Consider the following 26,496-nt stretch of genomic DNA (forward strand, 5'->3'; position numbering starts at 1 on the left):
GGTAACCGGCCAATAAAAAAGGCCCCGCAGTGCGGAGCCTTTTTATCAATGGCGCTGAATTATTTGCCGACGACGAACGCGGTTTCCCGTCCTTCATCGTTTGCTGCCATCGGGGTAACCGGCGAATAGTCGAGCTGCAGAATCCGGCTGGTTTCGGCTAACACTTTCTCTGTCAGCGCTACGTCGCCGTTCAGCTTACGTCCCCAGGATGGGATCACCGCACGGATTTTGTTCTGCCATTCCGGCGAAGCCATCTGCTCAGGACAGACCTTGTGCAGCAGCTCCAGCATGATCGGTGCCGCCGTAGAGGCGCCAGGCGATGCACCCAGCAGTGCTGAAATCGAGCCATCCTGTGAGGCGACCACTTCGGTGCCCAGGCGTAACACGGCGCCCTCTTTCTCATCTTTCTTGATGATCTGCACACGCTGACCGGCAGTCACTAAGCGCCAGTCCTCCTGCTTCGCCTGCGGCACATAGGCGCGCAGGGCATCCATCCGGTCGCGATCGCTTTGCAGCACCTGATCCATCAGGTATTTCACCAGATCAAAACTTTTCAGCCCCACTTTCACCATCGGCAGCATATTGCTGCTGTTCAGTGAGGTGAACATATCCATCAGCGAACCCTGCTTCAGGAACTTAGTCGAGAAGGTGGCGAACGGGCCAAACAGCAGCACCTGCTTGCCATCCAGCACGCGGGTGTCGACGTGCGGCACGGACATCGGCGGTGCACCGACGCTGGCTTTGCCATAGACCTTGGCCATGTGCTGCGCGACGACCTGCGGATTTTCCGTTACCAGGAATGAACCGCCCACCGGGAAACCAGCGTAACCGTTGGCTTCCGGGATGCCAGCCTTCTGCAACAGCGGTAACGCTGCGCCGCCAGCACCGATAAATATTCTACCCGCCGTCAGTGTGCGACGTGTGCCGCTGTTCAGACACTGCAGCGTCACCTGCCAGCGACCGTCGGCGAGCTGCTTCAGCTCACGCACTTCCTGGCGCAGACGCAGCTGGAAATTCGCTTTCTTCTCTAGCGAGGCGATCAGCTGACGGGTGATTTCACCGAAGTTCACGTCGGTGCCCATCTCCGTCCAGGTCGCGGCCACTTTCTGGCTGCGGTCACGGCCATTCATCACCAGCGGGATCCAGCGGGCAATCTGCTGCGGATCTTCGGAGTAGGCCATGCCACGGAACAGGGTGCTTTTCTGCAGCGCCTTAAAGCGCTTGCGCAGAAAGTCGACATTGTCGTCACCCCAGACAAAGCTCATGTGCGGCGTGCTATGAATAAAGCTTTTAGGGTTGCGCAGGTTGCCTTTCTGAACCTGATAAGCCCAGAACTGGCGGGAAATCTGGAACGATTCGTTGATCGTTACCGCTTTAGAGATGTCGATGCTGCCATCCGCCTGCTGAGGCGTATAGTTCAGCTCTGCCAGCGCCGCATGACCGGTGCCCGCGTTATTCCAGCCGTTTGACGACTCTTCGGCCACGCTATCCAGCCGCTCCACCATTTCGATGGACCAGTCCGGCTCTAAATCCTGCAGCCACGCGCCGAGGGTGGCGCTCATCACACCTGCGCCAATCAGCAGCACGTCAACGTCTTTGCGCTCCTGCGCGGTAGTAGTGGTGTCCTTTGCCATGGCACTCATCGCGAGCGCAAGGTTTACAGCTGAATTGCACATGAGGCGACATCTCCTCTTCTGTTGACCTGAAGCCCAACAGTTTTGCAGGCGAAATAGTCACGCTTCTTACGAGCGCGTTGCGCTATTTCTCAAAGGTTAAGTCTCAGGTATAGGGTTAAAGCGGTAATAACGCGTTAACTGCACGTTATGCTTTGTCATCTGAATATAACATTCTCGCATCTGAATTAAACATTTGTTTATTTTTTAAATGCAGAAATGATTCAGCATAAGAATTAATCATCAGGGCCAGCGGCGTATTAGGATTTTTTTAGTGTGAAGTCAGTGGGTTAACGGAAATGGCATGTTGCTGAAAAGCCCCGTGCTGGTGCAACGACGGAATGGATATGCACCGTGCGGAATTATTTAATCCGCTGAAATTTAGCGATTTATTATGCAGTAAGGAATAACGGGAATTGGGGGAAGAGAGGCTGAAAGGCTGCTTGTGTAAAAATAATGTTACATTTTTGTGAGTCTGAAAATGCGTGCACACCGGCGCACGCATCGGATTCACTTATGACAGACTGGCGCTGGCGGGCAACTTTTTCAGACTTATCGCCATGCGGTTGTAGGTGTTCATCAGACCAATCGCGATGTTCAGATCGACAATCTCTTTTTCACTGAAGTGCGCTTTCAGTGCGGTATAGCGGTCGTCTGGCGCACCCTGCTGAGCAATCAGGGTCAGGCATTCAGCCCAGTGCAGGGCATCCTTCTCTTTATCACTGAACAGCGTACCGGATTCCTGCCAGACCGAGGTCAGCACGATCTTATCCCAGCCCATGCCCGCTTTATTCAGTGCTTTGGTATGTAAATCAATGCAGTAGGCACAGCCATTAATCTGCGATATGCGCAGGAACAGCAGTTCCAGTAAAGTGAGCGGCAGATCGGTTTGTGCCAGATAACTGTATACGCCGCCCAGCGCTTTCATCCCCGCCGGTGCTGCACTGTGAAAATCGATACGTTCGCTCATCTTATTGCCTCATTCAGGGTTGATAAGGCGATTTTCAGCCTTTCAATGGAGCAGATAAAGTGCCAAAAAATGAGAGTCTGACTGGTCCATCGCCGCTTTCCACGCTGACACTGCAGCGCGGCGCGTCACGTGGCCTCAGTGAACAACTGCGCCAGCTGATCGAACAGGCGATTGGTGAAGGACGTTTACAACCTGGCGCACGTCTGCCTTCCTGCCGCGATCTGGCCGCTCAGCTCGGCGTGGCGCGTGGCACCGTTCGCGCCAGTTATGACATGCTGGTTGATGGTCAGTTTCTGCAGGCCAGAGGCGCAGCGGGTACCTTCGTCAGCCCATTACCGCCGTTAAAACCGGTCAATGCCGAGGCTGAACGCCAGCTGCTGGAGGGTGCAGAGGAGTATGAAGCGCCACCGCTGACCTTCCAGATGGGCATTCCTGCCAGCGATGCATTCCCGGCCAAAGTCTGGCTGCGCATTCTGCAGCGTCAGACGCGCATGCAGGTCAGCAGACCGGCCAGCTATCCCGATCCCCGCGGCAGCTTAGCGTTGCGGCAGGCGCTGGTGGCCTACCTGGCGGTGGCACGCGGCCTGCGCTGTCAGGCGGACCAGATTATTATTACCAGCGGCTATGCTGGCGCAATGGGACTGATTGGGCTGGCGATGAATTTTCAGGGTAAAACAGCATGGCTGGAAGATCCCGGATTCTGGGTGGCGCGTCGCGCGGTTGAAGCGCTGCGCGTCACGCCGGTTGCCGTGCCGGTTGATGCCGAAGGGTTGCAGGTTGAGGCCGGGATTGCCCGCGCGCCGGATGCCGCTTTTGCGCTGGTCACACCGGGACAGCAGGCGCCGCTTGGCATGACGATGAGCCTGGCACGCCGGCATGCCCTGCTTAACTGGGCCAGCCGCGCGCAGCGCTGGATTATCGAAGATGACTATCTCGGCGAGCTTCAGCCCGGCAATCGCGCCGCGCCGGCACTGGCCGCGCTCGACAGCCAGGGGCGGGTGTTGCACATCGGCACGTTCAGCAAGACGCTGACGCCGCAACTGCGTCTCGGTTTTATGGTGGTGCCACCCGCGCTGACGGCCCGATTCGGTGAGGTCTGCGCGTTGCTTTCGCCTGCCTCCTCCGGATTGCTGCACAACGCGGTGGCGGAATTTCTGCGGGATGGCCACTTTATGCGGCATCTGCGGCGCATGAAGCGCGTCTATCATGAGCGGCTGGAGCAGATGATCGCGGCGCTGCATCCTCACTTTCCTGACCTGCAACGCGCCGGGCTGGCGGTGATTCTCCGTTTACCCGCCGGTTCACCGGATCAGGTGATTGCGCAGCATGCGGTGGAGTGGGGCATGGCACCGTCGCCGCTGTCGATCTGGTATCAGCAGGCGGATCAGCGCGGTGCGGGCCTGTTACTGGGGGCGGCCCATCTGCCACGTGAAGGTTATGCGCGCAGTGCCGAACGGCTAAAAGCGCTGGTCGATGCGCAGGCTGTCAGCCTCTGAACCAGCGACGCCAGACAAAACGGATAACAAAAAACTCCAGTGCGCCCAGCAGCAAAAACCAGACGCAAAACACCACCGTATAGAGCTGATTCAGGTCCTGCAAATGGAACATCTGCAACAGATGCTGCGCTACCGTCACGCTAAAGGCGGGCGCGGGCAGCAGCAGCGCCGAGAGAAAGCCCAGCAGTAAAATGCCACCAGGCACGATCAACGTTTCAAAAGGGTTATTCATAACCGGTATCCCATATTTATCAGCCCGGCATTTTCCGGTAAACGGCGACACGGTTCAATGGTGGCGCGCTGCTTCGTGCGCATCCGGCATGCTACATGGCCAGAGAAATGGTCAGAAAACGCTTTGCTACCATCGACTTAGCGCGATTCATAGCGGATGATAAGAGTTATAGCCTTTGCTATACTTAAATCCCTGATTTTACTGTCTTTTTATCTTTGGGTTTGCATGGTAGACTGCGCCCACTTTTTCATAACTGAACACTTTGTGTGGTGAATTCAGCGTGAATTGCCGCTTTTTCGCCCCAGGTGAATAAATCATGACCTTTATTGCCACTTTAATTCTTGCGCTGGGCATGTCGATGGACGCGTTTGCTGCTGCTCTGGGCAAAGGTGCCACATTGCATCGTCCCGGTTTTAAAGAAGCGCTGCGTACCGGTCTGATTTTCGGCTCAATTGAAGCGCTGACGCCGCTGATTGGCTGGGCGCTTGGCCTGGCCGCCAGCCGTTACATCATGGCGTGGGATCACTGGGTTGCCTTCATCCTGCTGGCGTTTCTGGGTGGCCGTATGATGATGGAAGGCTTCCGTCAGACTGCTGTTGCAGAACCCTGTGAAGCCCCGCAAAGCCATGGCTTTATGGTACTGGCGACCACCGCGGTAGCGACCAGCCTGGATGCGCTGGCTGTCGGTGTGGGTCTGGCTTTCCTGCAGGTGAACATCATTACTACCGCGCTGACCATTGGTGCAGCCACTACGGTGATGGCGACGACTGGCGTATTAGTCGGGCGCTTTATTGGTCCGATCCTGGGAAAATGGGCGGAAGTGCTGGGTGGAGTAGTGCTGATTGCCGTCGGCTCCACCATTCTGTTGCAGCATCTCGGCTATACCGCGTAGGGCTTTTGCACATAAAACCGTCATTTTTGTGATCTGGTTCAAATTTATTTGCTGTTAAAACGCACAGGAGCTATACTTTTTCGGTATATGTTCAACTAAATTTGAATCAGGTGTTCCATGAAACGTATTTTTAAACACGTGTTCCGCGCTTACGTTGAGACGTTCAAACACGTACCGCCGGGTGCCATGTACTAAGCACCCCGCAAGAAACCCTCGATAATCGCGGTCAGGGATCGACCTGTGATTATCACCTTTTCTGCTTTTTCTGCCTTTGCTTCTGCTGATTTAAACCCGCGTTTTTGCACTTCGGGTGCATCCTGTTTGTTGCTACTCCTCTCCTTCTGATTTTCCCGTTATGCGTCACTTTGAGCCAGAAAAGACGTTGCTGCAGTGATCTAATCTGCCCGGGAGATTTCCGGATGCCAGACAAAATGGCGGCATACCTTAAACAGGAAACAAGCACTTTTAATGGGTCACGGGATTGCCTGTGCCGAAACAAAGATTCACGGTTAACCCTGATGATTCTTCCTGAATATTTCAGTAAACCATTCGATAAAGACCCGGACCTTAGGCGGAAGATAGCGTCGGTCAGGGTAGAGTATAGAAACCGGTTTCGTCACAGTCGCATAACCCGATAATACTTCCTTCAGCTGGCCTGTTTCGAGGCAGGGCTTTAATGCCGTATATAATGCGTGAAGCATGCCGAGGCCCGCCACGCCACAGGAAAGAAGGACGTCAGAATTGTTAACTCGTATGCTGCTTCCCGGATGCCGTGAAACAATTTCGCCATTCATGACAAATTTCCATTCCTGGATGTCCCGACTGTGTTCATTAAAAAAATAAATGGCTCTGTGATCTTTAAGGTCATCAGGCGTTAAAGGAGTGCCATATTTATCCAGATAAGAGGGGGCTGCACAGGTGACCATCTGCAGGCTGCCCATTCTGCGCGAAATAAAATTCGAATCAGCAAGCTCACCGAGACGAATAACACAGTCCACACCTTCTGTAATTAAATGGGTCAGGCGATCTGAAGCGGTTAAGACTATTTCAATTTCAGGATATAAAGCCTGAAACTCGCTTAATTGTGGGATCAGGATACTGTGTGCCAGCGCCAGTGGAACATCAATGCGCAGCTGGCCACGAGGTCGCTGATTTGAAGAGTAAGAAGCCATTATATCGCTGGCATCACTCAGCAGCGTTTTAGCCCGCTGATAAATTTCCTCCCCTTCAACGGTCACACTCAGACTGCGCGTTGTGCGGTGCAATAGCTTAACGCCAAGCTTGTCTTCCAGTTGTTGTACGGACTTACTGACCGCAGGGCGATGCAGCTGCAAGGCGTCAGCGGCCCGGGTGAAACTACGGAATTCAACGACGTGAACAAAAATATCCATCAATTCCAGCATGTTCGAGCGCATCATTTAACTCCGCAAAAAATATTCCTGCCGAAATAGTGTATTGCGGATTATATCTCATTCCGATTGTTTCTCCTGCAGTAACACTGAAGTCCTTTTACGTGGCTTTTTACGCCCGCCTGCTTTTTTTATCATCACCCTATTCGATGCATACACATGGGAAATGACAAAATGAAAGCATGGTTACTGAAAGATTTTGGCCTTGAAAACTTAAAGCTTGAAGAGGTGGAAACGCCTGTACCCGGTCCGGGTGAACTTCTGGTTAAAGTTGGCGCGGTGTCTCTGAACTTCAGGGATAAGGCGATAGTAGAGGGCTTCTATGAGCCTCATCTGGTTCCAAAGCCACTGATTCCTGTCTCTGATGCCACGGGTACCGTTGTTGCCACGGGGCAGGGTGTGTCCCGTTTTAGCACGGGTGATCGCGTTAACTCGCATCTCTATTCACGCTGGTTAGAGGGTGAACCTGCGGCCGATGAGCCAGCATGGTGTATTGGAATGCCGTTACCCGGCGGGCTGGCTGAGTACATGATTATTCATGAGGACAGCGCAGTTAAAGCGCCTGACAGCATGACCGATGAAGAAGCCTCTACACTTCCCATCGCTGCACTTACGGCATGGTACTCGCTAATGGATATCGGCAATCTGCAGCCCGGTCAGACCGTGCTCGTACAGGGAACCGGTGGCGTATCGGTCTTCGCTGCTCAGATAGCGCATGCCTATGGTGCACGTGTCATTGCCACCTCCAGTAACGATGCAAACCTTGAGCGCATTAAATCACTGGGAGCAGATGAAGGGATTAACTATAAAAAATACCCTGAGTGGGAAAGAAAAGTGCTTGAAATGACTGATGGTAAAGGCGCTGACGTAACGATAGATGTCGCCGGGGGCAATGGCATCAATCAGTCAATTGCTGCGACAAAAGTTGCCGGTACGATTGCTCAGGTAGGATTTCTTACCGGCCAGACAGCACAACTTGATTTGATGCCGTTAATTTTCCGTCAGACAAAAATCCGGGGCATTGCGGTTGCACCACGCTCCTCGTTTGATCGGATGAATCCGTTCCTCAATAAACATAATATTAAACCCGTCATTGAACAGGTTTACAGCTTTAATGAGGCGGTTGAAGCCTTCCGGCATCTCTCCCGTGGTGCATTTGGCAAAATCGTCATCAGAATTAGCGACTGATAACGACTTTTCATTCCTCAATTCTGGCAGTTTTTACTGACTGCCAGATACTTTTGGATCCCAATCTCACCGCGTTAAACCCCTTCTCAAAGCGTGCTTATATTCCTTTCTGCACATCGTCAAAAGGGCCGCTTTCTGTATCACCACGACCGGCAGCGGTGAGTTACTTTTGCGGGTGGATAAGCAGAAAATGCATCAATTTTCGCCCGGCAAAAACGCTCCTGTCTTAAATCGCATCGGCCACAAATTCAATAAATGTCCGTACTTTCGAATTGAGTGCCGAACGTTCGGTGACACAGGCATAGATATTCATCGGCAGGGACTCAATGGTGCTCTCGCCACTGTGACCTGACCAGGACAAAGGCCTTAGCAGACCGCTGTCTATCAGTGGCTGAGCTACAAAGCTTGCCAGACGGGCAATGCCGCCGCCGTTTACGGCTATTCTGGCGATGATATCAATATCATCGCTGATAAAACTGGGGTTGAGTTTTGCATTAACAGGCTGTCCGTTGACCATAAACGTCCATGGCAGAAACCGTCTGTCGGTGGGATAGCGGAAAACCAGGCAGGCGTGCTGGCTAAGTTCTCCAGGCGTCTGAGGCGTACCAGCGCGATCAAGGTAAGCGGGAGCCGCACAGAATATAAAGGGTAACGATGCAATTTTTCTGGCGATTAGTTGATCATTCAGCTGTGCTTCGATGCGGATACTGACATCGACGCCTTCCAGGCGATGATCGACGTTGCGATCGGTACTGATCAGTTCAATATCTATATCGGGGAAAGACGCTTTGAAAGCGGGCATAAGGGGAGCCAGAACGTACCGACCAAACGCGGCTGTTGTAGCGATACAAAGTGGGCCCTGCGGTTTGGTTTCATTCGCAGCAGCCTGCGAGGCGAGTTCGATATCATGTGGGATGTGACGGACTTTCTCGAAATAGCGTTTACCGTTTTCCGTTAAGGTCATGCTGCGGGTGGTGCGCGATAGCAGTCGCACGCCCAGATGCGCTTCAAGACGGGAAAGACTCTGGCTGACTGCTGCCGGACTCATACCTTTAGCGCGTGCCGCCGCTGCAATACTGCCGTTTTCCACCACGCGGATAAAAGTGCTAATCAGCCCTAAAATGTCCATCGTATCCTCAACCGTTAATTCGTCACTTTTACTTAATAATGATTAAAGCATAACCGCTCTACAACCCCCCGCATAAGCTTGTTAAGTTAGCCGCAGTCTTATCTACTTTTGTTAAACAGGATATTCAGATGACTGATGCTGCAACAAAAAAAACCTTACGAACCCGCTTGCCGGTGCGCACGACACCTTACATATTTGCGCTTTATATGGCGATCATCATGGCGTTCCTGATGAGTCTGGTCATCACGTTAGCCGAATTCGGAATGGGGCCTCATTACATGACAAATGTGATGAATGCTTACCGGGTCGCCATGCCAGCGGCTTTCTTTTGCATACTGGTTGTCCGTCCTGTTGTTATCCGGCTCGTAGGATTGACCGTTCACGGGTCACTGAGACAGTCAGCATGCCCAAAATGGGCGGACAGGTAGGGTTTAGCCCGCTTCTCGCTCATCGCGGCAGGCTGCTTCTGCACCAGAATGGAGGCGGGTGGCAAACCTCCAGCATTTCAGATGCAGGGTGAGGGCGGGCAGGTCGTCCGGATACTGACCGGTATCAGGATGAAAGATACCGAAGAGCCGGGCGTACGATATGCAGCAGGTAAAGCTCACAGATGAAGAGGGCGGTGACAGCGCTTCGCTGGCCGTGCGGAAATTTTTAGGCGATGTGACATTACAGGCTCTGTTTATTGTTAAGCATCAACGTTAAATCGGCACCGTCATTATGACAGGATTAGCCTGCTCCTCTTCGCACACAGCGGAGCCTGAAGCACTTCCTGAGCAGTCAAAATAAAACAGCCATTCAGCCATCTGAGCGTTTAAATGGTTAAAATAAATAAACATATACATTGCTAAATTATTATCGCTATGTCTTAATGCGTCATCGGTTTGGAACACAGACCTTATGAAAGCAGTTTTAGTAAAGTAGTCCTCAGTTCAAGTGTTATCCACAGATATCCTTCTTCGAGAGCCTCCTCCTAAGTGCCCAATAAGTAAATCTCTAACTACAGGCCATCTTCGCCGCTCTTAGTGGCTAATCGATTAAGGAAATATCTATGTCTAACAAAATGACTGGTTTAGTAAAATGGTTTAATTCAGATAAAGGTTTTGGCTTTATCACTCCCGATGATGGCAGCAAAGATGTATTCGTACATTTCTCTGCTATCCAGGGTGATAACTACAAAACGCTTGATGAAGGTCAGAAAGTCTCCTTCACCATTGAAAATGGCGCCAAAGGCCCTGCAGCTGGCAACGTCACAGCGCAGTAAGCCGCGCTCATTATCAGCGACGCTTACAATAGCGATGAAGACATAAGTCTGAGCAGATAAGATCTGCTGATAATAAAAGAAACCCGCCCAGTGCGGGTTTTTTATTGCCTGAAATTCGCATCATCTCTGGTCCGTTGACCTGCTCCGCGTTTATCAGGCTACCCCGATGTTAATCCTCTCTTCATAAACCCTGCTCGTGATGAAATGTGACGTTAAGCCATCGGGCAAAAGCCATAACGCGCTTTTTGAAATCAGCGATGCTCCCCTGAGGCGTATTACTGATTACCAGCAAGTAATCCATTTCTTTTGCTAACGCTGGATATCGGGCATTGAATGTAAAGCGATACTCCTCGGGTGTTTCAGTCATTGCCTTCCCGCTTACACCAGACAGATCTCCCGCCAGAGTTCATCACCCGCAATGCCAGCGTCTTCTTATGCGAAACCCCATACTTTTTCACACCATCGCGCGGATAACCCGCCTGCTGCCTGATCCCGACCTACACTGAATTATTCTCCCCAAAACAGGAGCAGCGGATGATCCAGAAGCATCGACGAAAACAGGCAGCGATTGTGGCAGGTGTTGGATTGGGTGTGGCGGCCACGTTATGGGGCATGAAACGCTGGCGGCAGCTTAAGGAGACGCCGCCGGTGTCGCCGAACAGTCATCACGCCGGTCTGGCCGGTTATTATCAGCAGATTGGTGACTGGCGCATGTTTACCCGCGTTACCCCCAATGAGGCTCAGGGACTGCCGGTCGTGTTAATCCACGGTCTGGTGATGTCGGGCCGGGCGATGGAGTCACTGGCGCTGGCGCTGGGGCGCGACTATCACGTGCTGGTGCCGGATCTGCCCGGTTTTGGCGCCAGCACACTGCCCCCTTCTGCGCCGATCATGTCGGTGGATCAGCTGGCGGATGCGCTGTGGCTGTGGTTACAGCATAACGGTTTCCAGCGCGCTATCTGGGTCGGCAATTCGTTTGGCTGCCAGATTCTGGCCGCGCTGGCGGTGAAACATCCACAGGCTGTGGCGGGACTGGTGCTGCAGGGGCCGACGGTCGATCGTCATGCCCGCAGTCTGCCGCGTCAGCTCTGGCGCGACTGGCGTAATGGCCGGCTGGAATCCCGTCGTCCACCGGGGCCACTGGCCCGAATCGATTACGCCAAAGCGGGCCTGCGGCGCGCCTTCGGTACCCTGCGCGCCATGATGCGCGACCGCATTGAGCATCGCCTTACTTACATTAACGCACCCACGTTGCTGCTGCGGGGCTCGCGCGATCCCGTCTGTCCGGCCCGCTGGCTGGATGAACTCGCCGCCCTGATGCCGCGCAGCGAAAGACTGACATTACGCGACGGGACGCACACTTTGCACTACGTCTACCCGTGGAGTTTCTGTCACGCCATCCGCCCGTTCCTGGCACGTATTCAGCAGGAGGATCAACATGAGTAAACCACCAAGAGGGATTGCCCGCTTTGACTCTGCTGCCGCCATGCTGCTTGCGCTGGCCAATGCGCTGCACGACCGCCCCTTTGCCAGCCCCAGCCAGTCACCGACGCTGGATCGCCTGTTGCCGTCGCTTAACCGGCTGCCGACCGGGCTGCGTGAGTGGGGCTATGCGCTGGGCGGCATGGCAGAAGGCATCAGCCTGCGTCAGGCGGGTGAACTGGATGTGGAAGGGATCGCCGAATGGATGGTGAGTGAATACCCGCAACAGGATTATCCGGCGGCCTTTATCGGTTCATCGAACGGTGCACTGGTGCATCTGGCGGCGGCGATGGGTGTGCCCTGGTTGCCCCAGACTTTTCTGTGCCCGGTGCGGGCCGCAAATAACGATCCCGATGACGCACAGACCAGCTTTGAGCAGGGCAAAGAGATTGCTGCCGCGCTGCTGGCTGCCTGGCCACGGCTGGCGGTGCACCATATGCAGGACCCGAATCAGGATCGGCTGATGCTCGATCAGATGCGCTACTTCCGGCTAAAACTGCGCGAGCTGCCGCTGGCCTTCAACGAATTCCTGATGGGAAGTCTGCCCGCCGGATCAACGCTGTTTATCAATCATTGTACCCGACAGTGGCCGGTAACCCGCACCAGCGATCGCTCGTTTTTCCAGTTTGGTGCGCTCGGCGGCGCAACCGAAAAAGAGTACTTACAGGGCGGCCCGCGGGTGGCGGAATATCTGGCACGCTATGGCATCGATCGCGAGCGCTGGACGCCGCCGGCCATTACTGACCACGTGCCGGAAGCGGAGTGGGGACTGGATGGTTATCTGATTTCGCCGCTGAAAAAACTGGCGGAAGCTCAGAACTGGAAGCTGATGGAGATTCGTTATGAAGATCCAGAGGCGATGAGCTATGTGGTGGCAGAGATCTACCGCGACTGGTATCTGGCGGCGGGAATTTTACCGACCCGGCTGACGGTGGACAGCTTCCTGCTGATGGACCCGTGGTGCAGCATGCATCAGCACGCCATCCCGTTCTGGCTGGTCTTTTGCACCGAGCCTTCGGCCGCGGCCCTGCAACGCTTCCTGGAAAAACAGCCGCCGTTCCGCAACATCGACATGATGCTCTTTTCTCACGGCACCGACAGCATCGGGCTGGCGGAGATTGACCGCTGGCGGGCGCTGCTCTCCCATGCACGTGATGAAGGCGTATTGATTGGCGTGGATGAGGAACGTTTCCCGCGTGATTTCGCGACGTTTGCCCGCTTCGACTCGGCGCTGCGTGAACGGGCACCGCTGTTGCCACCACCACCCGCGCTGAGCGCGGAGAAGGTGATGACGGGTATTCAGCGTTATGGTGCAAAACATGGGGTCACCCTGACGGCGCTGACGTAGCAGTCGCGCCGTCAGTCGTGATTATTCGCCGTCGGTGATCGGCTGGCGCACCAGCAGCAGGTAGGCGAGTGCGCCAACCAGCGTCACGCAGGCACAAATCATCAGCGCCATGCTGAACGATTTGGTGGTGTCGAGCACCCAGCCGGTGATGACCGGCGCGAACGAGGCGAAGATAAAGCTGGCGAAGTTCTGGATGCTGCCGACAGACGCTGTCATACGGGCGGTGACGTTGGCGTGGATCAATCCCCAGCACGACGTTCCGGCGAAGTGGATACAGAACAGCGCCATCCCAATCAGCGTTACCGCGCTGGTGGTGTCGGTCGCGCGGGTCACCACGGCGGTAAAGCCGGCGGACAGCAGCATCCCGCTGACGATGCAGACTTTGCGGGTTTTCACCGCGTTAAAGCCGCGACGTACCAGCGAGTCGACCACATAGCCATTCAGCAGCATGCCCGCCGCACCGAACAGGAACGGAATCGCCGCCAGCAGGCCGGTACTTTTAAGATCGAGATGATAGGTCGACTGCAGGTAGCCCGGCAGCCAGGCGATATAGAGCCAGGCGGTGTAGTTGATGCCGCTGAAGCCAATCATCATTCCCCACATGGTGCGCTGCTTAAACAGGCCGCGCCACTCTTTGAAGCTGATCGGCTCTTTACGCGAGGCGACGCTGCCCGCCTGCAGATAGTGGATCTCTTCAGCGCTCAGGGTGTTGTTGTCGCGGTCGCGGTAGATCATATACCAGCCGATAGCGAGGAACATGCCGAGGATACCGATCGTGACAAACATGCCACGCCAGCCCATCACCAGCATCATCGCCGCCAGAATCGGCGGAGCCACCGACAGTCCAATCATCGAAGCCGCATTGAACATCCCCATCGGCATGCCGCGATCTTTAATGTTGAACCAGTCGTTGATTACCTTCACGCCGCACGGGTTCATCGGCGCTTCGCCAATGCCGAGGCCGATGCGCACCAGGATGAACTGGGTAAAGTTATGCACCAGGCCAGAGGCGGCCTGGAACAGCGACCAGATAAACATGCCAATGCCGAGCATAATGCGCGGCCCTTTACGATCCAGCAGCGCGCCGCACGGCAGTTGCGCCAGGCCGTAAGCCAGCGAAAAGGCGGAGAGCAGGAAGCCGATTTCGGTGGCGCTCAGCCCCATCTCCTCGCGGATGGTCATATTCGCGACCGACAGCGAGCTGCGATCCAGATAGTTGATGATGGCGGCGAACAGCAACAGCAGCATCGCCGTGATCTGAATCTTGCGGATACGCGGTGAACGCACCACGTCGCTACGCATCGGCACGAAATCCTGGTCTGGTGGCGTGTCACCAGCTGCGCTGTCGCGGCCGGTTACTGAAGTCTTTTCCATTGCACTCTCCCGAAACTGGGTACTTATCGTTATGGTGAGAAGGGGTCTGCGCGCAGCGGCAAAAGGCCGCCGTGACGTTGCAGTCGAGACTAAGAGCAAAGGGTTAAGGATGTTGCAAAGATGTTTCTGAATCGTGCGGGAGCTAATGCTTTGTGGTTTTTAATCGGTTTTTAATTGTACTGACCGATTGAGCGCACCATCGAGGTTTTAGCGGTCGCCAGATGATTATGTAATGCACAGAGGGCATCGACATCCTGACGGCCAATCAGCGCGGTCAGAATCGCCATATGCTCCTCCAGCGCCACAATATTTCGCTGCTTGAGGTCGCTCTCGTCCCACTGATAATGCGAGTGAAAGATCACCGAGATAATCTCCAGCGACTGATTGAAAAATGGGTTGTTGGCGGCGGATAAAATCAGCGAATGCATCTGACGATCCAGCGCGGCAAAGTGGCGATAGTTGCTGGCGATGGTGTCGCGCATCGATCGGTGACGATCCAGCAGATCCCGCGCCTGAACCCAGCGCTCGTCGCCTGCGGGCAGATTCAGGAAGCGGCTCAGGGCGTGGGTTTCCAGCATCTCGCGCAGTTCAAACAGCTTCTCGGCGTAATCCTGGGTGAATTTTTTCATCCGCCACTGGCCACGTCTGACCGGCTCCAGCAGGTCATAGCGCATAAAGCGCAGCAGGAATTCGCGCACCACCACCGGACTGACTTTCACCTGCTGCGCCAGTTGCAGCTCGCTGAAGGTATCGCCGGGCACCAGCTGCCGCTGATTAATCATATTAAAAAACATCTGCTCAAAGTGACTGGCCTGCTGCTCAATCGGCGGCGTTAACGCGCTAAAACCGTCATCTTCGCGCGGATCGCGCACGATAACCCAGGTTTGATCCACCTTATCCAGCACGCCGCACTGATGCAGATAGTGCAGGGTGTGGCGCACCGTAGTCCGGCTGATATTGAACATTTCCGCCAGTGCCGCCTGGGGCGGCAGCGGTGAACGAATGTGGTGCTGAGCGATGCTTTCCAGCATCTGGTTGATGACGTTCTGGCGCAAATTCTGGCTGCGGCTCATCTCACTCTCCGGTTTTTTATGCATTAAAAACCATTCAAAGCCCAAAAAAATCGCGGTGCTTCACACTTCCCGCAAACGAACACCGCAGCGCGTGCAGGATTCGCCATAACTGCCTGCAGGACAACCGGAGAATCACCATGACAACAATGAAAGCACTGGTCATCGCTGAACCACGTAAGATGGTATGGGCCACCCGCGATATCCCCACGCCCGCCGCTGGCGAGGTAGTGATTAAAATCCTTACCGCGGGAATCTGCGGCACCGACATCCACGCCTGGTCCGGTAATCAGCCATTCTTCAGCTATCCACGGGTGCTGGGCCATGAAATCTGTGCCGAAGTCGTGGCGCCGGGAAGTGGTGCGGAGAGCTTTCAGCCGGGCCAGCGGGTGGCGTTAATGCCCTACATCTCCTGCCTGCGCTGTGACGCCTGCCAGAGCGGCAAGACCAACTGCTGTGAGCAGATTTCAGTGATTGGTGTGCATCAGGATGGCGGGTTCTGCGACTACTTAAGCGTGCCAGTCAGCACGCTGCTGGTGGTGGATGATGTCGCGCCGGAAGCGGCTGCGCTGATTGAGCCGTTTGCCATCAGCGCCCATGCAGTGCGTCGTGCCGCAATTGTGGCGGATGAGCAGGTGCTGGTGGTGGGAGCCGGACCGATTGGGCTGGGTGTTGCCGCTATCGCCGCCGCCAGCGGCGCGCAGGTGGTGGTGGCGGATACCAGCGAATTTCGTCGCCAGCATGTTGCTGACCAGCTCGGCCTGGCGACACTGAATCCGGCTGATGAAGCGTTTTACAGCGCGCTGCGCGAGGAGTTTGGTGGCCGTCTGGCGCTGAAGGTGATCGACGCCACCGGCAGCCCGGCGGCGATGAACAATGCGGTCAACCTGATGCGACACGGCGGCACGATCGTTTATGTCGGCCTGCACAAAGGCGATCTGGTGATCCCGGACAGTGAATTCCATAAAAAAGAGACCACCCTGATGGGCAGCCGCAACGCCACCCGTGAAGATTTCGATCGGGTGCGTGCGCTGATGGCCAGCGGCCAGCTGCGCGCCGAAATGATGCTGAATCACCATCTGGCCTTCTCCACGCTGGATGAAACCTTCGAGGCGCAAATCATCAACAACCGCGAGCTGATCAAAGGCGTGATTCATTTCGACCGGTAACGCGGCCAGTCGGTTCGCGTGGTTCAGGGCGCGGTGAGAGTCTGAAAGAAGTGCGCCCGCACCGCGTCAGCATCCACGCCAAGTGCGATACGCTGGGCGGGCAGGCCGTTAAAGGGATCCTGGCGGGATGCCAGCGCGCTCAGCTTACGCACCGTCTGACCGCAGGCGATGCCCTCCGTGATTACCCGAAGCGGGCTTTCGGTCAGGGTAAACGCCTGTGGCAGAGTGAGCCACGCCACCGCCAGGGTGTCGTGCAGCGCCATACCCTCGAACCCCTCTTTCTGCAGGCTGTAAGCCAGGTAAGGGCGACAGATCGCACTCAGCACCGGCTGATTCAGACGCTGAACCTCATCGCCGCTGATCAGCACCTTGTGCGTGACATCCAGCGGGATCACCACCACGTTCAGCGCCGAGGCGAGCACCTGATCGGCAGCATGCGGATCTTTCCAGATATTAAATTCGCTGAAGGGCGTCACGTTGCCACTGTGCCCGTCGGTGCCAAATGCGCCGCCCATGATCACCAGCTCTTTCACCAGCGGAATAATATCCGGCGCCTGATTAATGGCCGTGGCGATATTGGTCAGCGGACCAATCGCCACCAGGGTGATCTGATGCGGCTGCGCCCGCACGCTGTCGATAATAAACTGCACCGCGCCCGGCGCCTGATCGCTGCAGGTATTATCAAACGCATCGCCCAGCCCATCTTCACCGTGCAGTCTGGCAGGCGCAGAGGGTGGCAGCGCCAGCGGTCGCGAACAGCCGCGATAGACCTCCGCGTTAATCGCCATTTTCCCGCAAAACAGTCGGGCGTTTTTCACCGCCTGACCCACTGCCACGTTGCCGAAGACCGTGGTAATCCCCAGCAGATGCTGCGTCCGCGCCGCATAGGCCAGCGCAAAGGCGTCATCCACGCCGATATCGGTATCAAAAATCAGGGTACGCATAGGGTCTCCGCAACAGGCTGTAAACCATCAGCATTACTCCGTCTGTGGCGTGCGCGTCAAGGTTTTCAGCCGCCATGACCTCACTGTTGCCAGCCTGAAACGGGCGTCGTATTATCACCGGCTCAAGGTGATGGCGTGCCACCTTTCCCAACCGCCGGTGGGCTTTACACCGGCTGATGACGCCTGACACTCAATCCTTTCGCGGGAGCTGAGGTGTCAGGCGCAGTTTATCTCTGCCTTTCCCCCTCAGCCCGGCGTCAATCTGCAATCAGGAGCAAGACATGTTGAAACCGTTATTGGCTGTGATGATCGGCGGCTCTGCCGGCTGTGTACTGCGCTGGCTCTTTGCGATGCGCTTTAATGCGCTCTTTCCCAATCTGCCACCGGGCACGCTGCTGGTGAATCTGATCGGCGGTCTGGTGATCGGCGGCGCGATGGCCTGGTTTGTTCGCCATCCCGACCTCGACCCATTCTGGAAACTGCTGATCGTCACCGGACTGTGCGGCGGGCTGACCACCTTCTCCTCTTTTACGGCGGAATTAATGGGGTTGCTACAATCAGGGAACTATTTCTGGGCGATGACCAGCGCGCTGGTGCATGTGATCGGTTCGCTGCTGATGGCGTTTGCCGGTTTCGCACTGGTCACGATGCTGGGCTGATCTGGCTAAGCGGCGCTTGTCATACTCCTTAAGAGGTAGATACTGTTTCAGGTTTTACGCCCGACCATCCCGCATGAACGGGCGCAGAAGCTGAACGTCACCGATTATTCCGGACGATTAAGGAGCCGAGCAATGCGAACTAACCCCACATTCCTTAACCTGGTGCTGTTAAACGGTGAACCCGGCCAGAAGCTCCAGGCGGCGCATGACGCCGGTTTCGATCAGGTGGAGATCTGGCGCGAGGATGTCGAGGCGTGCGAGGGCGGCGCGGCGGCACTGGCTGAGATCGCTGCCCGGCAGGGACCTGGCTTTACCAATCTCCAGGTGCTGCGCGATTTCACCGGGGCACCCAGCGCGTTGCGCGGACAGAAGCGCGAAGAGCTGCGCCAGTTTATTCAGATTGCCCAGGTGCTGGGCTGCGACACTATTCAGGCGCCGGCCAGTACCCGTGAGGATTGCTGCGCCGACCAGATTGATGATGACCTGCGCTGGATGGCCTCTGAAGCTGCGCGCTACAACATGCGCATTATGTATGAGCCGATGGCCTGGTGCAGCGTGGATAACACCCTGCCGCTGGCGTGGCAGCGATTGCAGCGGCTCGATCAGCCCAATATCGGGCTGGTGGTCGATCTGTTTCATATCTGCGCGCTGGGCGGCGATGCCTCGCAGCTGGACGGCATTCCGGCCGATCGCATCTATGAAGTGCAGCTGTGTGACATGGCCGCCGTTCCCGCGCAGGATAAGCAGAGCCTGATGGCGATGGCGAAGCACCAGCGTCTGCTGCCCGGCGATGGCATTATCGACATTGAACGCTTTGTCGATAAGCTCAAAAGCGCGGGCTATCAGGGGCCGGTGGGCATTGAAGTCTTTAATGATGCGCTGAAACGCCTGCCGCCTGAGGTTGCTGCCCGTCATGCCTGGCAGGCATTAAAGCGCTGCTGGGGTTAATCCTGTAAGCACTGCCCGATAAACGCGGCGGCGTGCATGGCACCCTGAGCGGAGATGGTGTGGCCGGTGGCGGGTTCAAATCGCGCTTCTACCGGCACCAATGCGGCCCTGAGTCGTGCTGCGGCAGATTCGCTCTCCTGCCACGGAATCACCTCATCGGCCTGGCCGTGGATCAGCAGCGCGGGCAGATGAGGCTGTGGCGTCAGCTCACCGTCAACCGCCAGACGACCCGAAAAGGCGACCACGCCCGCCAGCGGATAACGGCCAGATGCCAGCGCATCCAGCGCCATGATCGACCCCTGTGAAAAGCCGACCAGCACCACATCCTGCCAGCGGTCGGCGAAGCCGTGCTGTGCGATAACGTCGCTGAGGGTCGCGTCAAACGCCGCCCGCGCGGCCCGTACCCGACCTGGCCGGTTCTCTGGCGTCACCTCCTCCAGGCTGAACCACTGCCAGCCAAAACCGGCGGCAAAACGTTCGGGCGCATTGGGTGAGGCAAAAATCACATCCGGCAACAGCGTCGCCCAGTGACGGCCAATCGGTGCCAGATCGTCGCCGTTACTGCCTACGCCATGCAGAAAAATTACCAGTGCTTTTGCCATTATTGCTCCTTTATAGGCCGTACTCGCTCAGATCCGGGCCTGCCGGAACGATCCCGTTCGGGTTCAGTGCCTTGATTGAGTAGTAACCCTGTTTGATATGATCGATGCTGACCGTCTCTCGCACGCCGGAGACTGACAGCATGCTCTTAAGATAGCGATTCAGCAGCGTATAGTCGCGTATCCGGCGCAGGTTGCATTTGAACAGGCCATGATAGGCGACGTCAAAGCGAATCAGGGTGACGAACAGGCGAATATCGGTTTCAGTCAGCCGTTCACCCAGCAGGAAGGTGCGACCATCGCTGAGCAGGGCTTCCAGTTCGTCGAGCTGGCTGAAGACGTCGTTAAAGGCCTGCTGATAGCTGATTGATGTCGTCGCGAACCCGGCGCGATAGACACCATTATTCAGACGCGGATAGAGACTCTCATTCAGCGCATCAATCTCAGGGCGCAGCGCGGCGGGATAGAGGTCGATGCGGTTATCGGCCAGATCGCCAAAGCCGCTGTTGAACATACGCACAATGTCAGCGGACTCGTTGCTGACGATGGTGCCGGTTTTCTTGTCCCACAAGACCGGCACGGTGGCCCGGCCCGTGTAATCGGGCGCGACGCGGGTATAGATTTCATGCAGGTACTGCGCGTGATTCAGCGGGTCCTGCTGTGCGCCGGGAAAATTGCCAAAGCGCCAGCCCTGGGCACCGAGCTGCGGTTCAACCACCGTCACGCTAATCAGCGACTCCAGCCCTTTGAGCTTGCGGGCAATTAACGCGCGCGACGCCCACGGACAGATCAGCGCCACATAGAGGTGGTAGCGATCCGCTTCTGCCGCAAATTCAGTGGAGCCATCGCTGCTGATAAAATCCCGGAAACCGGACGTCTGACGGACAAATCCGCCCTGTTTATCGGTCGACTGCACCGGGTGCCAGTCACTACTCCATTTGCCTTCTACTAACATCGCGCGACTCCTCTGTAATGTGAGAAGCAGCTTAACTGATGACTAAACGGCTGATAATCCGGTCATAAAGACAATAATTTCTTCCATTCTGGAAGAAATTACGCGGGCGGAAAACGGGTAAAGTGGCTCACCAGGAAGTCGATAAGCAGGCGCGCCCGGTGTGCCAGATGACGGGCGGGCGGATAAACCGCAAACAGGCCAAGCGGTGGCGTGTCAAAATTCTCCAGCAGCCGGACAATCTCACCGCGTTGCAGCGCGGGAGCCGCGATAAAACCGGGCAGCCGCGCAATGCCCAGTCCGGCCATCGCGGCCTGCAGGCAGGCTTCGGTGTTGGCGAAGCGCAGACGCCCGCGGACCGGTACGGTGACAATCTCGCTGCTGCCGTCGCCGTCGCCGCCGGCAAACGGCCAGTGCCAGGGATCGCGAAAATTGGTGTCGATGATGCACTGATGCTTGGGCATCTCGCGCCAGTGCTGCGGCGTGCCAAACTGCTCAAGATAGACCGGCGAGGCGGCGATGCGCACATGCACCTCACCCAGCTTGCGCGCGACCAGGCTGCTGTCGCTGAGGGTGCCGATACGGATCGCCATATCAAAGCCTTCATCGACGATGTTGACGGACCGGTCTGAAAAGCTGACATCCAGTTCAATCAGCGGATAGCGCCGGGCAAACGCCACCAGCACCTCAGACAACACCACAGTACCAAAGGAGCCGGGGGCGCTGATTTTCAGCCTGCCGGTAGGCGTCGTAGCGCTTTCACGCACGCTGGCATCCAGCGTCTCAAACGCATCGAGCAGGTTTTTGACCCGCTCATAATAGCTGCGCCCGACATCGGTGGGTGACAGGGCGCGCGTGCTGCGCTTAAACAGCTGGACGCCGAGCCGCTGCTCCAGCTTTGAAACCAGCTTGGAAGCCTGACTGCTGCTGGTGCCGAGACGTAACGCCGCCGCAGAAAAGCTGCCGGTTTCCAGCACCGTGACAAACATCCGGTCACAATTGAGTCGATCCATGGCGGTGTCCTGTGGAGATAAAGTCGCAGTATAGAAGCTGTGCTCCGCTGATGCAGCCTTCACTTTGCGTGCCTTAACCCTTTCGCTGACGCGGAAAACCTGCTTGACTGACTCTCTGCCCGACGTTCTCTGGAGTAATTCATGTCGCTGATTCACCTGACGTCACTGGCGGAGATCCCGGCCGCCGAGTGGGATGCGCTGTTGCCTGATGACCAGCCCTTTTTGCGCCACGCCTTTCTGCTCACGTTAGAACAGAGCGGCAGCGTGCGGTCAGAGGCGGGCTGGCAGCCCGATCATCTGCTGTGGCGGGAGGAGGGGGTGACCCGCGCCGCGCTGCCAGGCTACCGCAAACGCCATTCACAGGGCGAGTACGTCTTTGATCACGCCTGGGCGGATGCCAGCCAGCGCGCCGGGATCCGCTACTACCCGAAATGGCTGGGCGCGATCCCCTTCAGCCCGGTCAGCGGTGCGCGCCTGCTGGGCGAAACCGCTGCCGCAGCGCAACTGCTGTCGGCCCTGCCTGAGAGCCTGTTACAGCAGGGCTTAAGCGGGGCACATATCAACTTTACCGATGCGCAGGCTAACCAGCTGCTGGCCGATCAGCCCGACTGGCTCTCCCGGCTCGGTTGTCAGTATCACTGGCATAACCGTGGCTACCGCGATTTTCAGGATTTCCTGGATTCGCTGATGTCGCGCAAGCGCAAACAACTGCGTAAAGAGCGTGAGCAGGTGATGCAGAGCGGCTTTGAGTTTGACCGCTACCTGGGCTACCAGCTGCGCGAAGATCAGTGGGATTTTGTCTACACCTGTTACGCCAACACCTATGCGGTGCGCGGTCAGCGTCCCTATCTGACGCGTGACTTCTTCAGCCTGCTGGCGGAACGCATGCCGCAGAATATTGTGGTGGTGATCGCCCGTTTACAGCAGCAACCGGCCGCGATGGCGTTTTATCTGCGGGACAGCAACGCGCTCTATGGCCGCTACTGGGGCTGTCTGGCGGAGTTTGACCGGCTGCACTTCGAAACCTGTTTCTATCAGGGAATGGATTTGGCCCTTGATGAGGGGCTGACGCGGTTTGATGCCGGCGCACAGGGCGAGCACAAGCTGGTGCGCGGCTTTGAGCCGCAGATTACCCACTCCTGGCACTATCTGCTGCATCCCGGCCTGCGCGATGCCGTGGCAGATTTTCTGGTGCAGGAGCGGGAAGGCGTGCGCGGCTGGGCGGAAGAAGCCCGCGACGCCTTACCCTATCGACGCGGCGATTAATCGATGCCGACAAAACCGCCGGTCTGATGCTGCCACAGCCGGGCATAGAGACCGTTTTGCGCCAGCAGCTCGTGATGGCTGCCCATCTCGGCAATGCCGCCTTTATCCAGCACCACCAGCCGATCCATCTTCGCGATGGTCGACAGGCGGTGCGCGATGGCGATAACGGTTTTGCCCTGCATCAGTGACTCCAGGCTCTCCTGAATCGCCGCTTCCACCTCAGAGTCGAGCGCCGAGGTGGCCTCATCCATGATCAGAACCGGCGCATCCTTCAGCAGCACGCGGGCTATCGCCACACGCTGACGCTGACCGCCCGACAGTTTCACGCCGCGCTCGCCCACGTGCGCGTCCAGCCCGGTGCGGCCCAGTGAGTCGGAGAGCAGCGGGATAAACTCATCGGCGCGGGCGCGGTGAATCGCAAGCTGCAGCTCCTCTTCGCTGGCGTCGGGACGACCATAAAGCAGGTTTTCACGGATTGAGCGGTGCAGCAGCGAGGTGTCCTGCGTAATCATACCAATCTGGCTGCGCAGGCTCTCCTGCGTCACGGCGGCGATATCCTGATCGTCGATCACAATCCGCCCCGCGTTCAGGTCATAGAGGCGCAGCAGCAGGTTCACCAGCGTCGATTTACCGGCACCCGAGGGACCAATCAGCCCAATCTTCTCGCCAGGTTTGATGTCGAGGTTAAAACCGTTAATCACCTGACGGCCACCGCCATAATCGAAGCGCACATCCTCAAAACGGATGTTGCCGCGCGTCACCTTAAGCTGCTTCGCCTGCGGCGCATCCTGCACGCTCAGCGGCTGCGCGATGGTTTTCAGGCCATCCTGTACCGTACCAATATTTTCGAAAATGCCATTGACCACCCACATGATCCAGCCGGACATATTCACCAGGCGGATGACCAGACCGGTCGCCAGCGCAATCGCCCCGACGCTAATCAGCGACTGGCTCCATAACCACAGCGCCAGCCCGGAGGTCGAGACAATCAGCAGGCCGTTCAGCGCCGACAGGGTCAGATCCATGCTGGTGACCATGCGGCCGGCGTTCTGGGTTTTTTCGGTCTGCTCCTGAATCGCCTCACGCGCATACTGCCTTTCCAGATCGCTGTGGGCGAACAGCTTGATGGTGGCGATGTTGGTATAACCATCGACAATGGTGCCCATCAGCTTAGATCGCGACTCTGAGGAGACCACCGAACGCGCTTTAACGCGCGGCACAAAGAAACGCAGGGAGGCGCTGTAGGCCACCATCCACAGAATCAGCGGGATCATCAGCCGCCAGTCGGCACCGGCAAACAGCACCAGTGAAGTCACCGCGTAGATCAGCACGTGCCAGATGGCATCCACCAGCTGCACCGCGGAATCGCGCAGTGAACTGCCGGTCAGCATAATGCGCTGGGCGATGCGACCCGCGAAATCGTTCTGGAAGAAATTGAGGCTCTGGCGCAGCACGTAGTTGTGATTCTGCCAGCGGATCATGCTGGTCATGCTCGGGCTGATGCTTTGATGTACCAGCATGTCGTGCAGGGCGATAAAAATCGGCCGCAGAATCAGCGCCACCGCCCCCATCCACAGCAGTATCGGCCAGTTATCCCGAAACAGGGTGGCGGGCGTGGAGTGATTGACCATATCGATAATGCGGCTCAGATAGCTGAACAGCGACACTTCAATCAGGGCTGACGCCAGTCCCACTACCAGCAGTGCCGCGAAACTCGGCCAGACCTGCCGCAGATAGTAGAGGTAAAACGACCAGACCGTTGAGGGGGGCGAGTCGGTGGGCGCGTCATGAAAAATATTGATAAAACGCTCAAAACGGCGATACAACATAGCGATACTCTTTCCGTCCGGTAAAGAGCTACAGCTTAGTGCATGAACCCCGTTCGGCTAAAAGGAGAAAATATGGAAATCATTATTCGGGCACGGGAACCGCAGGATGCCGCCGCCTATCAGCGACTCTACAGTCATCCCGATGTCTATCCCTGGACGCTGCAGCTGCCGTTTCCCAGCGTTGCCACCTGGGAGAAAAAAATCGCCAGAATGGATGCCGAGGGGTTTATCGCCTTTGTCGCGGAGATCGAGGGCGTGCTGGCCGGTGAGCTGACGCTGTTTGTGGATAACAAGCCGCGCACCCGCCACTGCATCAGCTTTGGGCTGGGCGTGCATCCCGATTACGCCGGTCGCGGCGTCGGTGAGCGCCTGATCCGCACCGCGCTCGACTATTCCCGTAACTGGCTGGGGATTACGCGTATGGAGCTGGAGGTGTTTCACGACAACGAACGGGCGCTGCGGCTCTATGAGCGGCTGGGCTTTGAGCGTGAAGGGGTGATGCGGCAGGCCGCCCTGCGCGACGGTCAGCTGCGCGATGTGGTGATGATGGCGAAACTGCTGCACGAGAAGTGATAACCGGAGCGGCAGCGCTGCCGCTCCGCTTTTCATTACGGATTTTTATTGCTGTATTGCTGCATGTTCTGCTGCGTTACCAGTTCAAACGGGATCCACTGGTGGGAATCGACTTTTTCCCCTTTGATCATCTGCTGCGCCACCTCGACCGATTTTTTGCCCTGACCCACGGCATCCTGGAACACGGTGACGGCCAGTTTGCCGCTTGCCAGGGCTTTCAGGCCATCCGGCGTGGCATCAATGCCGCCCACCAGAATGGTTTTCTTCGGTTTCGCCTGGGCAATCGCCATGGTTGCGCCAATCGCCATTTCGTCGTTGTTGGCGGCGACAATATCGATCTCTTCCCCGTTCGACAGCCAGTTGAGCATTAAATCCATGCCCTCATTACGCGAATAGTTTGCGGTCTGCTTCAGCACCACTTTCATGTCGGGATACTTTGCCACCACCTGCTCGACATCTTTGGTGCGCTGCAGCGCACCCGCATCGCTGAGGTTACCGATGATAATGGCGACCCTGCCACGATAACCCGCCTGCTTCGCCAGCGCTTCCATCTGCAACGTGCCCGATTCGCGTTCGTCAGAGCCGACAAACACCACGCCCGGCGGCAGGGTTTTATCGCCCGGCGTGCGGTTAACGTAGACCAGCGGAATGTGAGCCTGCTGCGCCAGCCTGGTCAGGGCAGGGGTGCTGGCGGAGTCGACCGGATCGACGATAATCGCGTCCACCCCGGAACTGATAAAGCTCTGCACCTGATCGGTCTGACGGCCCACGTCGCCGCGTGCATCTTCGAACTGCGCATCCAGTTGATGCGCTTTAGCCTCTTTCTCGATCGACTGGCGGATAATGGTCAGAAAGTTCTGGTCGAAATAGGCCATTGAGACGCCAATCTTCTCTGCCAGCGCCGACGTGGAAAGAGAGAGCAGACAGAGTATTGCCCATGCACGTTTTTTCATTGCAGACTCCCGAGGTTAACTGAGTGGAATAGATTTTTCATTTATTATAAAAATGGACAAAGAT

The 26,496-nt window shown here is 56.6% G+C and carries 27 protein-coding genes and 1 riboswitch; of the genes, 13 read left to right on the top strand and 14 right to left on the bottom strand.

The window, feature by feature from the left end; genetic code table 11:
• Positions 1 to 59: 59 nt before the first annotated feature.
• Together mqo and ACO6VX_RS16410 are read right to left on the bottom strand one after the other, a co-directional pair.
• Positions 60 to 1,676, bottom strand: a complete 1,617-nt coding sequence (mqo, locus tag ACO6VX_RS16405; RefSeq protein ID WP_062759585.1) for a malate dehydrogenase (quinone) — start codon at positions 1,674 to 1,676, stop codon at positions 60 to 62.
• A gap of 511 nt (positions 1,677 to 2,187) precedes the next feature.
• Positions 2,188 to 2,643: a carboxymuconolactone decarboxylase family protein gene (locus ACO6VX_RS16410; protein WP_122889825.1), complete on the bottom strand. Its 456-nt coding sequence runs from the start codon at positions 2,641 to 2,643 to the stop codon at positions 2,188 to 2,190.
• 59 nt (positions 2,644 to 2,702) lie between these two features.
• On the opposite strand from ACO6VX_RS16410, the gene ACO6VX_RS16415 reads away from it, so the two are divergent.
• Positions 2,703 to 4,139: a PLP-dependent aminotransferase family protein gene (locus tag ACO6VX_RS16415; RefSeq protein ID WP_122889826.1), complete on the top strand. Its 1,437-nt coding sequence runs from the start codon at positions 2,703 to 2,705 to the stop codon at positions 4,137 to 4,139.
• On the opposite strand, the gene ACO6VX_RS16420 is transcribed toward ACO6VX_RS16415, so the two are convergent.
• The gene (locus ACO6VX_RS16420; RefSeq protein WP_010253517.1) at positions 4,129 to 4,371 is read right to left on the bottom strand and encodes a DUF1158 domain-containing protein; all 243 of its coding nucleotides are present in this window, start codon (positions 4,369 to 4,371) and stop codon (positions 4,129 to 4,131) included. The genes ACO6VX_RS16415 and ACO6VX_RS16420 overlap by 11 nt on opposite strands.
• Before the next feature lie 316 nt (positions 4,372 to 4,687).
• Here ACO6VX_RS16420 and mntP point away from each other — a divergent pair, with 316 nt between their 5' ends.
• Entirely contained in the window at positions 4,688 to 5,263 is a 576-nt protein-coding gene (mntP, locus tag ACO6VX_RS16425; RefSeq protein WP_010253515.1) for a manganese efflux pump MntP, read from the top strand.
• A 117-nt stretch (positions 5,264 to 5,380) separates the two neighbouring features.
• Positions 5,381 to 5,458: a stress response protein AzuC gene (azuC, locus tag ACO6VX_RS16430; protein WP_111534772.1), complete on the top strand. Its 78-nt coding sequence runs from the start codon at positions 5,381 to 5,383 to the stop codon at positions 5,456 to 5,458.
• Between the two features lie 314 nt (positions 5,459 to 5,772).
• Here the strand turns inward: azuC and ACO6VX_RS16435 are convergent, their stop codons facing one another.
• Positions 5,773 to 6,678, bottom strand: a complete 906-nt coding sequence (locus ACO6VX_RS16435) for a LysR family transcriptional regulator (protein ID WP_122889875.1) — start codon at positions 6,676 to 6,678, stop codon at positions 5,773 to 5,775.
• 168 nt (positions 6,679 to 6,846) lie between these two features.
• Between ACO6VX_RS16435 and ACO6VX_RS16440 the strand changes: the two genes are divergently transcribed.
• Positions 6,847 to 7,860, top strand: coding sequence for a zinc-dependent alcohol dehydrogenase family protein (locus ACO6VX_RS16440; RefSeq protein WP_022623962.1), 1,014 nt, complete (start codon positions 6,847 to 6,849; stop codon positions 7,858 to 7,860).
• Positions 7,861 to 8,086: 226 nt separating this feature from the next.
• Here ACO6VX_RS16440 and ACO6VX_RS16445 read toward each other — a convergent pair whose 3' ends face one another.
• The gene (locus ACO6VX_RS16445; RefSeq protein ID WP_022623963.1) at positions 8,087 to 8,989 is read right to left on the bottom strand and encodes a LysR family transcriptional regulator; all 903 of its coding nucleotides are present in this window, start codon (positions 8,987 to 8,989) and stop codon (positions 8,087 to 8,089) included.
• A 128-nt stretch (positions 8,990 to 9,117) separates the two neighbouring features.
• Here ACO6VX_RS16445 and ACO6VX_RS16450 point away from each other — a divergent pair, with 128 nt between their 5' ends.
• Together ACO6VX_RS16450 and cspE are read left to right on the top strand one after the other, a co-directional pair.
• A complete protein-coding gene (locus tag ACO6VX_RS16450) occupies positions 9,118 to 9,417 on the top strand; it encodes a DUF2798 domain-containing protein (RefSeq protein ID WP_422458227.1) in 300 nt (99 codons plus the stop codon).
• Between the two features lie 623 nt (positions 9,418 to 10,040).
• Positions 10,041 to 10,253 (top strand): transcription antiterminator/RNA stability regulator CspE, encoded by a 213-nt coding sequence (gene cspE, locus ACO6VX_RS16455; protein ID WP_010671477.1) that lies wholly within the window; start codon positions 10,041 to 10,043, stop codon positions 10,251 to 10,253.
• 181 nt (positions 10,254 to 10,434) lie between these two features.
• Here the strand turns inward: cspE and ACO6VX_RS16460 are convergent, their stop codons facing one another.
• A complete protein-coding gene (locus tag ACO6VX_RS16460; protein ID WP_422458228.1) occupies positions 10,435 to 10,620 on the bottom strand; it encodes a hypothetical protein in 186 nt (61 codons plus the stop codon).
• A 167-nt stretch (positions 10,621 to 10,787) separates the two neighbouring features.
• On the opposite strand from ACO6VX_RS16460, the gene ACO6VX_RS16465 reads away from it, so the two are divergent.
• Complete coding sequence (locus ACO6VX_RS16465) at positions 10,788 to 11,699, top strand: alpha/beta fold hydrolase (protein WP_163763345.1); 912 nt, start codon at positions 10,788 to 10,790, stop codon at positions 11,697 to 11,699.
• Positions 11,692 to 13,083: a hypothetical protein gene (locus tag ACO6VX_RS16470; protein WP_031593039.1), complete on the top strand. Its 1,392-nt coding sequence runs from the start codon at positions 11,692 to 11,694 to the stop codon at positions 13,081 to 13,083. The genes ACO6VX_RS16465 and ACO6VX_RS16470 overlap by 8 nt, the downstream gene beginning before the upstream one ends.
• 21 nt (positions 13,084 to 13,104) lie before the next feature.
• Here ACO6VX_RS16470 and ACO6VX_RS16475 read toward each other — a convergent pair whose 3' ends face one another.
• Both ACO6VX_RS16475 and ACO6VX_RS16480 read right to left on the bottom strand, forming a co-directional pair.
• Positions 13,105 to 14,457, bottom strand: a complete 1,353-nt coding sequence (locus ACO6VX_RS16475; protein WP_010253488.1) for an MFS transporter — start codon at positions 14,455 to 14,457, stop codon at positions 13,105 to 13,107.
• A gap of 170 nt (positions 14,458 to 14,627) precedes the next feature.
• The gene (locus tag ACO6VX_RS16480; RefSeq protein WP_010671481.1) at positions 14,628 to 15,530 is read right to left on the bottom strand and encodes a GntR family transcriptional regulator; all 903 of its coding nucleotides are present in this window, start codon (positions 15,528 to 15,530) and stop codon (positions 14,628 to 14,630) included.
• A gap of 137 nt (positions 15,531 to 15,667) precedes the next feature.
• Here ACO6VX_RS16480 and ACO6VX_RS16485 point away from each other — a divergent pair, with 137 nt between their 5' ends.
• Complete coding sequence (locus ACO6VX_RS16485; RefSeq protein WP_187507242.1) at positions 15,668 to 16,696, top strand: zinc-binding alcohol dehydrogenase family protein; 1,029 nt, start codon at positions 15,668 to 15,670, stop codon at positions 16,694 to 16,696.
• A 23-nt stretch (positions 16,697 to 16,719) separates the two neighbouring features.
• On the opposite strand, the gene ACO6VX_RS16490 is transcribed toward ACO6VX_RS16485, so the two are convergent.
• The gene (locus ACO6VX_RS16490; protein WP_167433519.1) at positions 16,720 to 17,640 is read right to left on the bottom strand and encodes a nucleoside hydrolase; all 921 of its coding nucleotides are present in this window, start codon (positions 17,638 to 17,640) and stop codon (positions 16,720 to 16,722) included.
• 117 nt (positions 17,641 to 17,757) lie between these two features.
• Positions 17,758 to 17,833: riboswitch (Fluoride riboswitch) on the top strand.
• 88 nt (positions 17,834 to 17,921) lie between these two features.
• On the opposite strand from ACO6VX_RS16490, the gene crcB reads away from it, so the two are divergent.
• Together crcB and ACO6VX_RS16500 are read left to right on the top strand one after the other, a co-directional pair.
• Positions 17,922 to 18,299, top strand: a complete 378-nt coding sequence (gene crcB / locus ACO6VX_RS16495; RefSeq protein ID WP_033773110.1) for a fluoride efflux transporter CrcB — start codon at positions 17,922 to 17,924, stop codon at positions 18,297 to 18,299.
• A gap of 132 nt (positions 18,300 to 18,431) precedes the next feature.
• Positions 18,432 to 19,247, top strand: a complete 816-nt coding sequence (locus ACO6VX_RS16500) for a sugar phosphate isomerase/epimerase family protein (protein WP_163763343.1) — start codon at positions 18,432 to 18,434, stop codon at positions 19,245 to 19,247.
• Here ACO6VX_RS16500 and ACO6VX_RS16505 read toward each other — a convergent pair.
• From ACO6VX_RS16505 to ACO6VX_RS16515, 3 genes are all read right to left on the bottom strand, one after another.
• Complete coding sequence (locus tag ACO6VX_RS16505) at positions 19,244 to 19,849, bottom strand: alpha/beta hydrolase (protein WP_010253470.1); 606 nt, start codon at positions 19,847 to 19,849, stop codon at positions 19,244 to 19,246. The genes ACO6VX_RS16500 and ACO6VX_RS16505 overlap by 4 nt on opposite strands.
• A 10-nt stretch (positions 19,850 to 19,859) precedes the next feature.
• Entirely contained in the window at positions 19,860 to 20,801 is a 942-nt protein-coding gene (locus ACO6VX_RS16510; protein WP_062759574.1) for a glutathione S-transferase family protein, read from the bottom strand.
• Between the two features lie 98 nt (positions 20,802 to 20,899).
• Positions 20,900 to 21,811: a LysR family transcriptional regulator gene (locus ACO6VX_RS16515; RefSeq protein WP_422458229.1), complete on the bottom strand. Its 912-nt coding sequence runs from the start codon at positions 21,809 to 21,811 to the stop codon at positions 20,900 to 20,902.
• Between the two features lie 141 nt (positions 21,812 to 21,952).
• Between ACO6VX_RS16515 and ACO6VX_RS16520 the strand changes: the two genes are divergently transcribed.
• A complete protein-coding gene (locus tag ACO6VX_RS16520) occupies positions 21,953 to 23,077 on the top strand; it encodes a GNAT family N-acetyltransferase (RefSeq protein WP_033780931.1) in 1,125 nt (374 codons plus the stop codon).
• Here ACO6VX_RS16520 and ACO6VX_RS16525 read toward each other — a convergent pair.
• On the bottom strand, positions 23,074 to 24,906 hold the full coding sequence (locus ACO6VX_RS16525; RefSeq protein ID WP_010253459.1) for an ABC transporter ATP-binding protein: 1,833 nt from the start codon (positions 24,904 to 24,906) through the stop codon (positions 23,074 to 23,076). The two genes, ACO6VX_RS16520 and ACO6VX_RS16525, sit on opposite strands and share 4 nt — an antisense overlap.
• A 72-nt stretch (positions 24,907 to 24,978) precedes the next feature.
• Here ACO6VX_RS16525 and ACO6VX_RS16530 point away from each other — a divergent pair, with 72 nt between their 5' ends.
• On the top strand, positions 24,979 to 25,479 hold the full coding sequence (locus ACO6VX_RS16530; RefSeq protein ID WP_010253457.1) for a GNAT family N-acetyltransferase: 501 nt from the start codon (positions 24,979 to 24,981) through the stop codon (positions 25,477 to 25,479).
• A gap of 35 nt (positions 25,480 to 25,514) precedes the next feature.
• Here the strand turns inward: ACO6VX_RS16530 and ACO6VX_RS16535 are convergent, their stop codons facing one another.
• Complete coding sequence (locus tag ACO6VX_RS16535; protein WP_307378653.1) at positions 25,515 to 26,432, bottom strand: sugar ABC transporter substrate-binding protein; 918 nt, start codon at positions 26,430 to 26,432, stop codon at positions 25,515 to 25,517.
• Positions 26,433 to 26,496 lie beyond the last annotated feature (64 nt).

The organism is Pantoea sp. BJFS-204 (assembly GCF_049310725.1).
Lineage (GTDB): Bacteria > Pseudomonadota > Gammaproteobacteria > Enterobacterales > Enterobacteriaceae > Pantoea > Pantoea agglomerans.

What these genes read in the sequence shown, in the direction of transcription:
- ACO6VX_RS16410 (WP_122889825.1), bottom strand. Translation starts at nt 2,643, where the DNA reads ATGAGCGAACGTATCGATTTTCACAGTGCAGCACCGGCGGGGATGAAA.
- ACO6VX_RS16420 (WP_010253517.1), bottom strand. Translation starts at nt 4,371, where the DNA reads ATGAATAACCCTTTTGAAACGTTGATCGTGCCTGGTGGCATTTTACTG.
- ACO6VX_RS16520 (WP_033780931.1), top strand. Translation starts at nt 21,953, where the DNA reads ATGTCGCTGATTCACCTGACGTCACTGGCGGAGATCCCGGCCGCCGAG.
- ACO6VX_RS16510 (WP_062759574.1), bottom strand. Translation starts at nt 20,801, where the DNA reads ATGTTAGTAGAAGGCAAATGGAGTAGTGACTGGCACCCGGTGCAGTCG.
- ACO6VX_RS16535 (WP_307378653.1), bottom strand. Translation starts at nt 26,432, where the DNA reads ATGAAAAAACGTGCATGGGCAATACTCTGTCTGCTCTCTCTTTCCACG.
- ACO6VX_RS16445 (WP_022623963.1), bottom strand. Translation starts at nt 8,989, where the DNA reads ATGGACATTTTAGGGCTGATTAGCACTTTTATCCGCGTGGTGGAAAAC.
- ACO6VX_RS16435 (WP_122889875.1), bottom strand. Translation starts at nt 6,678, where the DNA reads ATGCGCTCGAACATGCTGGAATTGATGGATATTTTTGTTCACGTCGTT.
- ACO6VX_RS16450 (WP_422458227.1), top strand. Translation starts at nt 9,118, where the DNA reads ATGACTGATGCTGCAACAAAAAAAACCTTACGAACCCGCTTGCCGGTG.
- ACO6VX_RS16515 (WP_422458229.1), bottom strand. Translation starts at nt 21,811, where the DNA reads ATGGATCGACTCAATTGTGACCGGATGTTTGTCACGGTGCTGGAAACC.
- ACO6VX_RS16500 (WP_163763343.1), top strand. Translation starts at nt 18,432, where the DNA reads ATGCGAACTAACCCCACATTCCTTAACCTGGTGCTGTTAAACGGTGAA.
- ACO6VX_RS16505 (WP_010253470.1), bottom strand. Translation starts at nt 19,849, where the DNA reads ATGGCAAAAGCACTGGTAATTTTTCTGCATGGCGTAGGCAGTAACGGC.
- azuC (WP_111534772.1), top strand. Translation starts at nt 5,381, where the DNA reads ATGAAACGTATTTTTAAACACGTGTTCCGCGCTTACGTTGAGACGTTC.
- ACO6VX_RS16460 (WP_422458228.1), bottom strand. Translation starts at nt 10,620, where the DNA reads ATGACTGAAACACCCGAGGAGTATCGCTTTACATTCAATGCCCGATAT.
- ACO6VX_RS16530 (WP_010253457.1), top strand. Translation starts at nt 24,979, where the DNA reads ATGGAAATCATTATTCGGGCACGGGAACCGCAGGATGCCGCCGCCTAT.
- ACO6VX_RS16475 (WP_010253488.1), bottom strand. Translation starts at nt 14,457, where the DNA reads ATGGAAAAGACTTCAGTAACCGGCCGCGACAGCGCAGCTGGTGACACG.
- ACO6VX_RS16465 (WP_163763345.1), top strand. Translation starts at nt 10,788, where the DNA reads ATGATCCAGAAGCATCGACGAAAACAGGCAGCGATTGTGGCAGGTGTT.
- mntP (WP_010253515.1), top strand. Translation starts at nt 4,688, where the DNA reads ATGACCTTTATTGCCACTTTAATTCTTGCGCTGGGCATGTCGATGGAC.
- ACO6VX_RS16480 (WP_010671481.1), bottom strand. Translation starts at nt 15,530, where the DNA reads ATGAGCCGCAGCCAGAATTTGCGCCAGAACGTCATCAACCAGATGCTG.
- ACO6VX_RS16525 (WP_010253459.1), bottom strand. Translation starts at nt 24,906, where the DNA reads ATGTTGTATCGCCGTTTTGAGCGTTTTATCAATATTTTTCATGACGCG.
- ACO6VX_RS16440 (WP_022623962.1), top strand. Translation starts at nt 6,847, where the DNA reads ATGAAAGCATGGTTACTGAAAGATTTTGGCCTTGAAAACTTAAAGCTT.
- crcB (WP_033773110.1), top strand. Translation starts at nt 17,922, where the DNA reads ATGTTGAAACCGTTATTGGCTGTGATGATCGGCGGCTCTGCCGGCTGT.
- cspE (WP_010671477.1), top strand. Translation starts at nt 10,041, where the DNA reads ATGTCTAACAAAATGACTGGTTTAGTAAAATGGTTTAATTCAGATAAA.
- ACO6VX_RS16485 (WP_187507242.1), top strand. Translation starts at nt 15,668, where the DNA reads ATGACAACAATGAAAGCACTGGTCATCGCTGAACCACGTAAGATGGTA.
- ACO6VX_RS16490 (WP_167433519.1), bottom strand. Translation starts at nt 17,640, where the DNA reads ATGCGTACCCTGATTTTTGATACCGATATCGGCGTGGATGACGCCTTT.
- mqo (WP_062759585.1), bottom strand. Translation starts at nt 1,676, where the DNA reads ATGTGCAATTCAGCTGTAAACCTTGCGCTCGCGATGAGTGCCATGGCA.
- ACO6VX_RS16470 (WP_031593039.1), top strand. Translation starts at nt 11,692, where the DNA reads ATGAGTAAACCACCAAGAGGGATTGCCCGCTTTGACTCTGCTGCCGCC.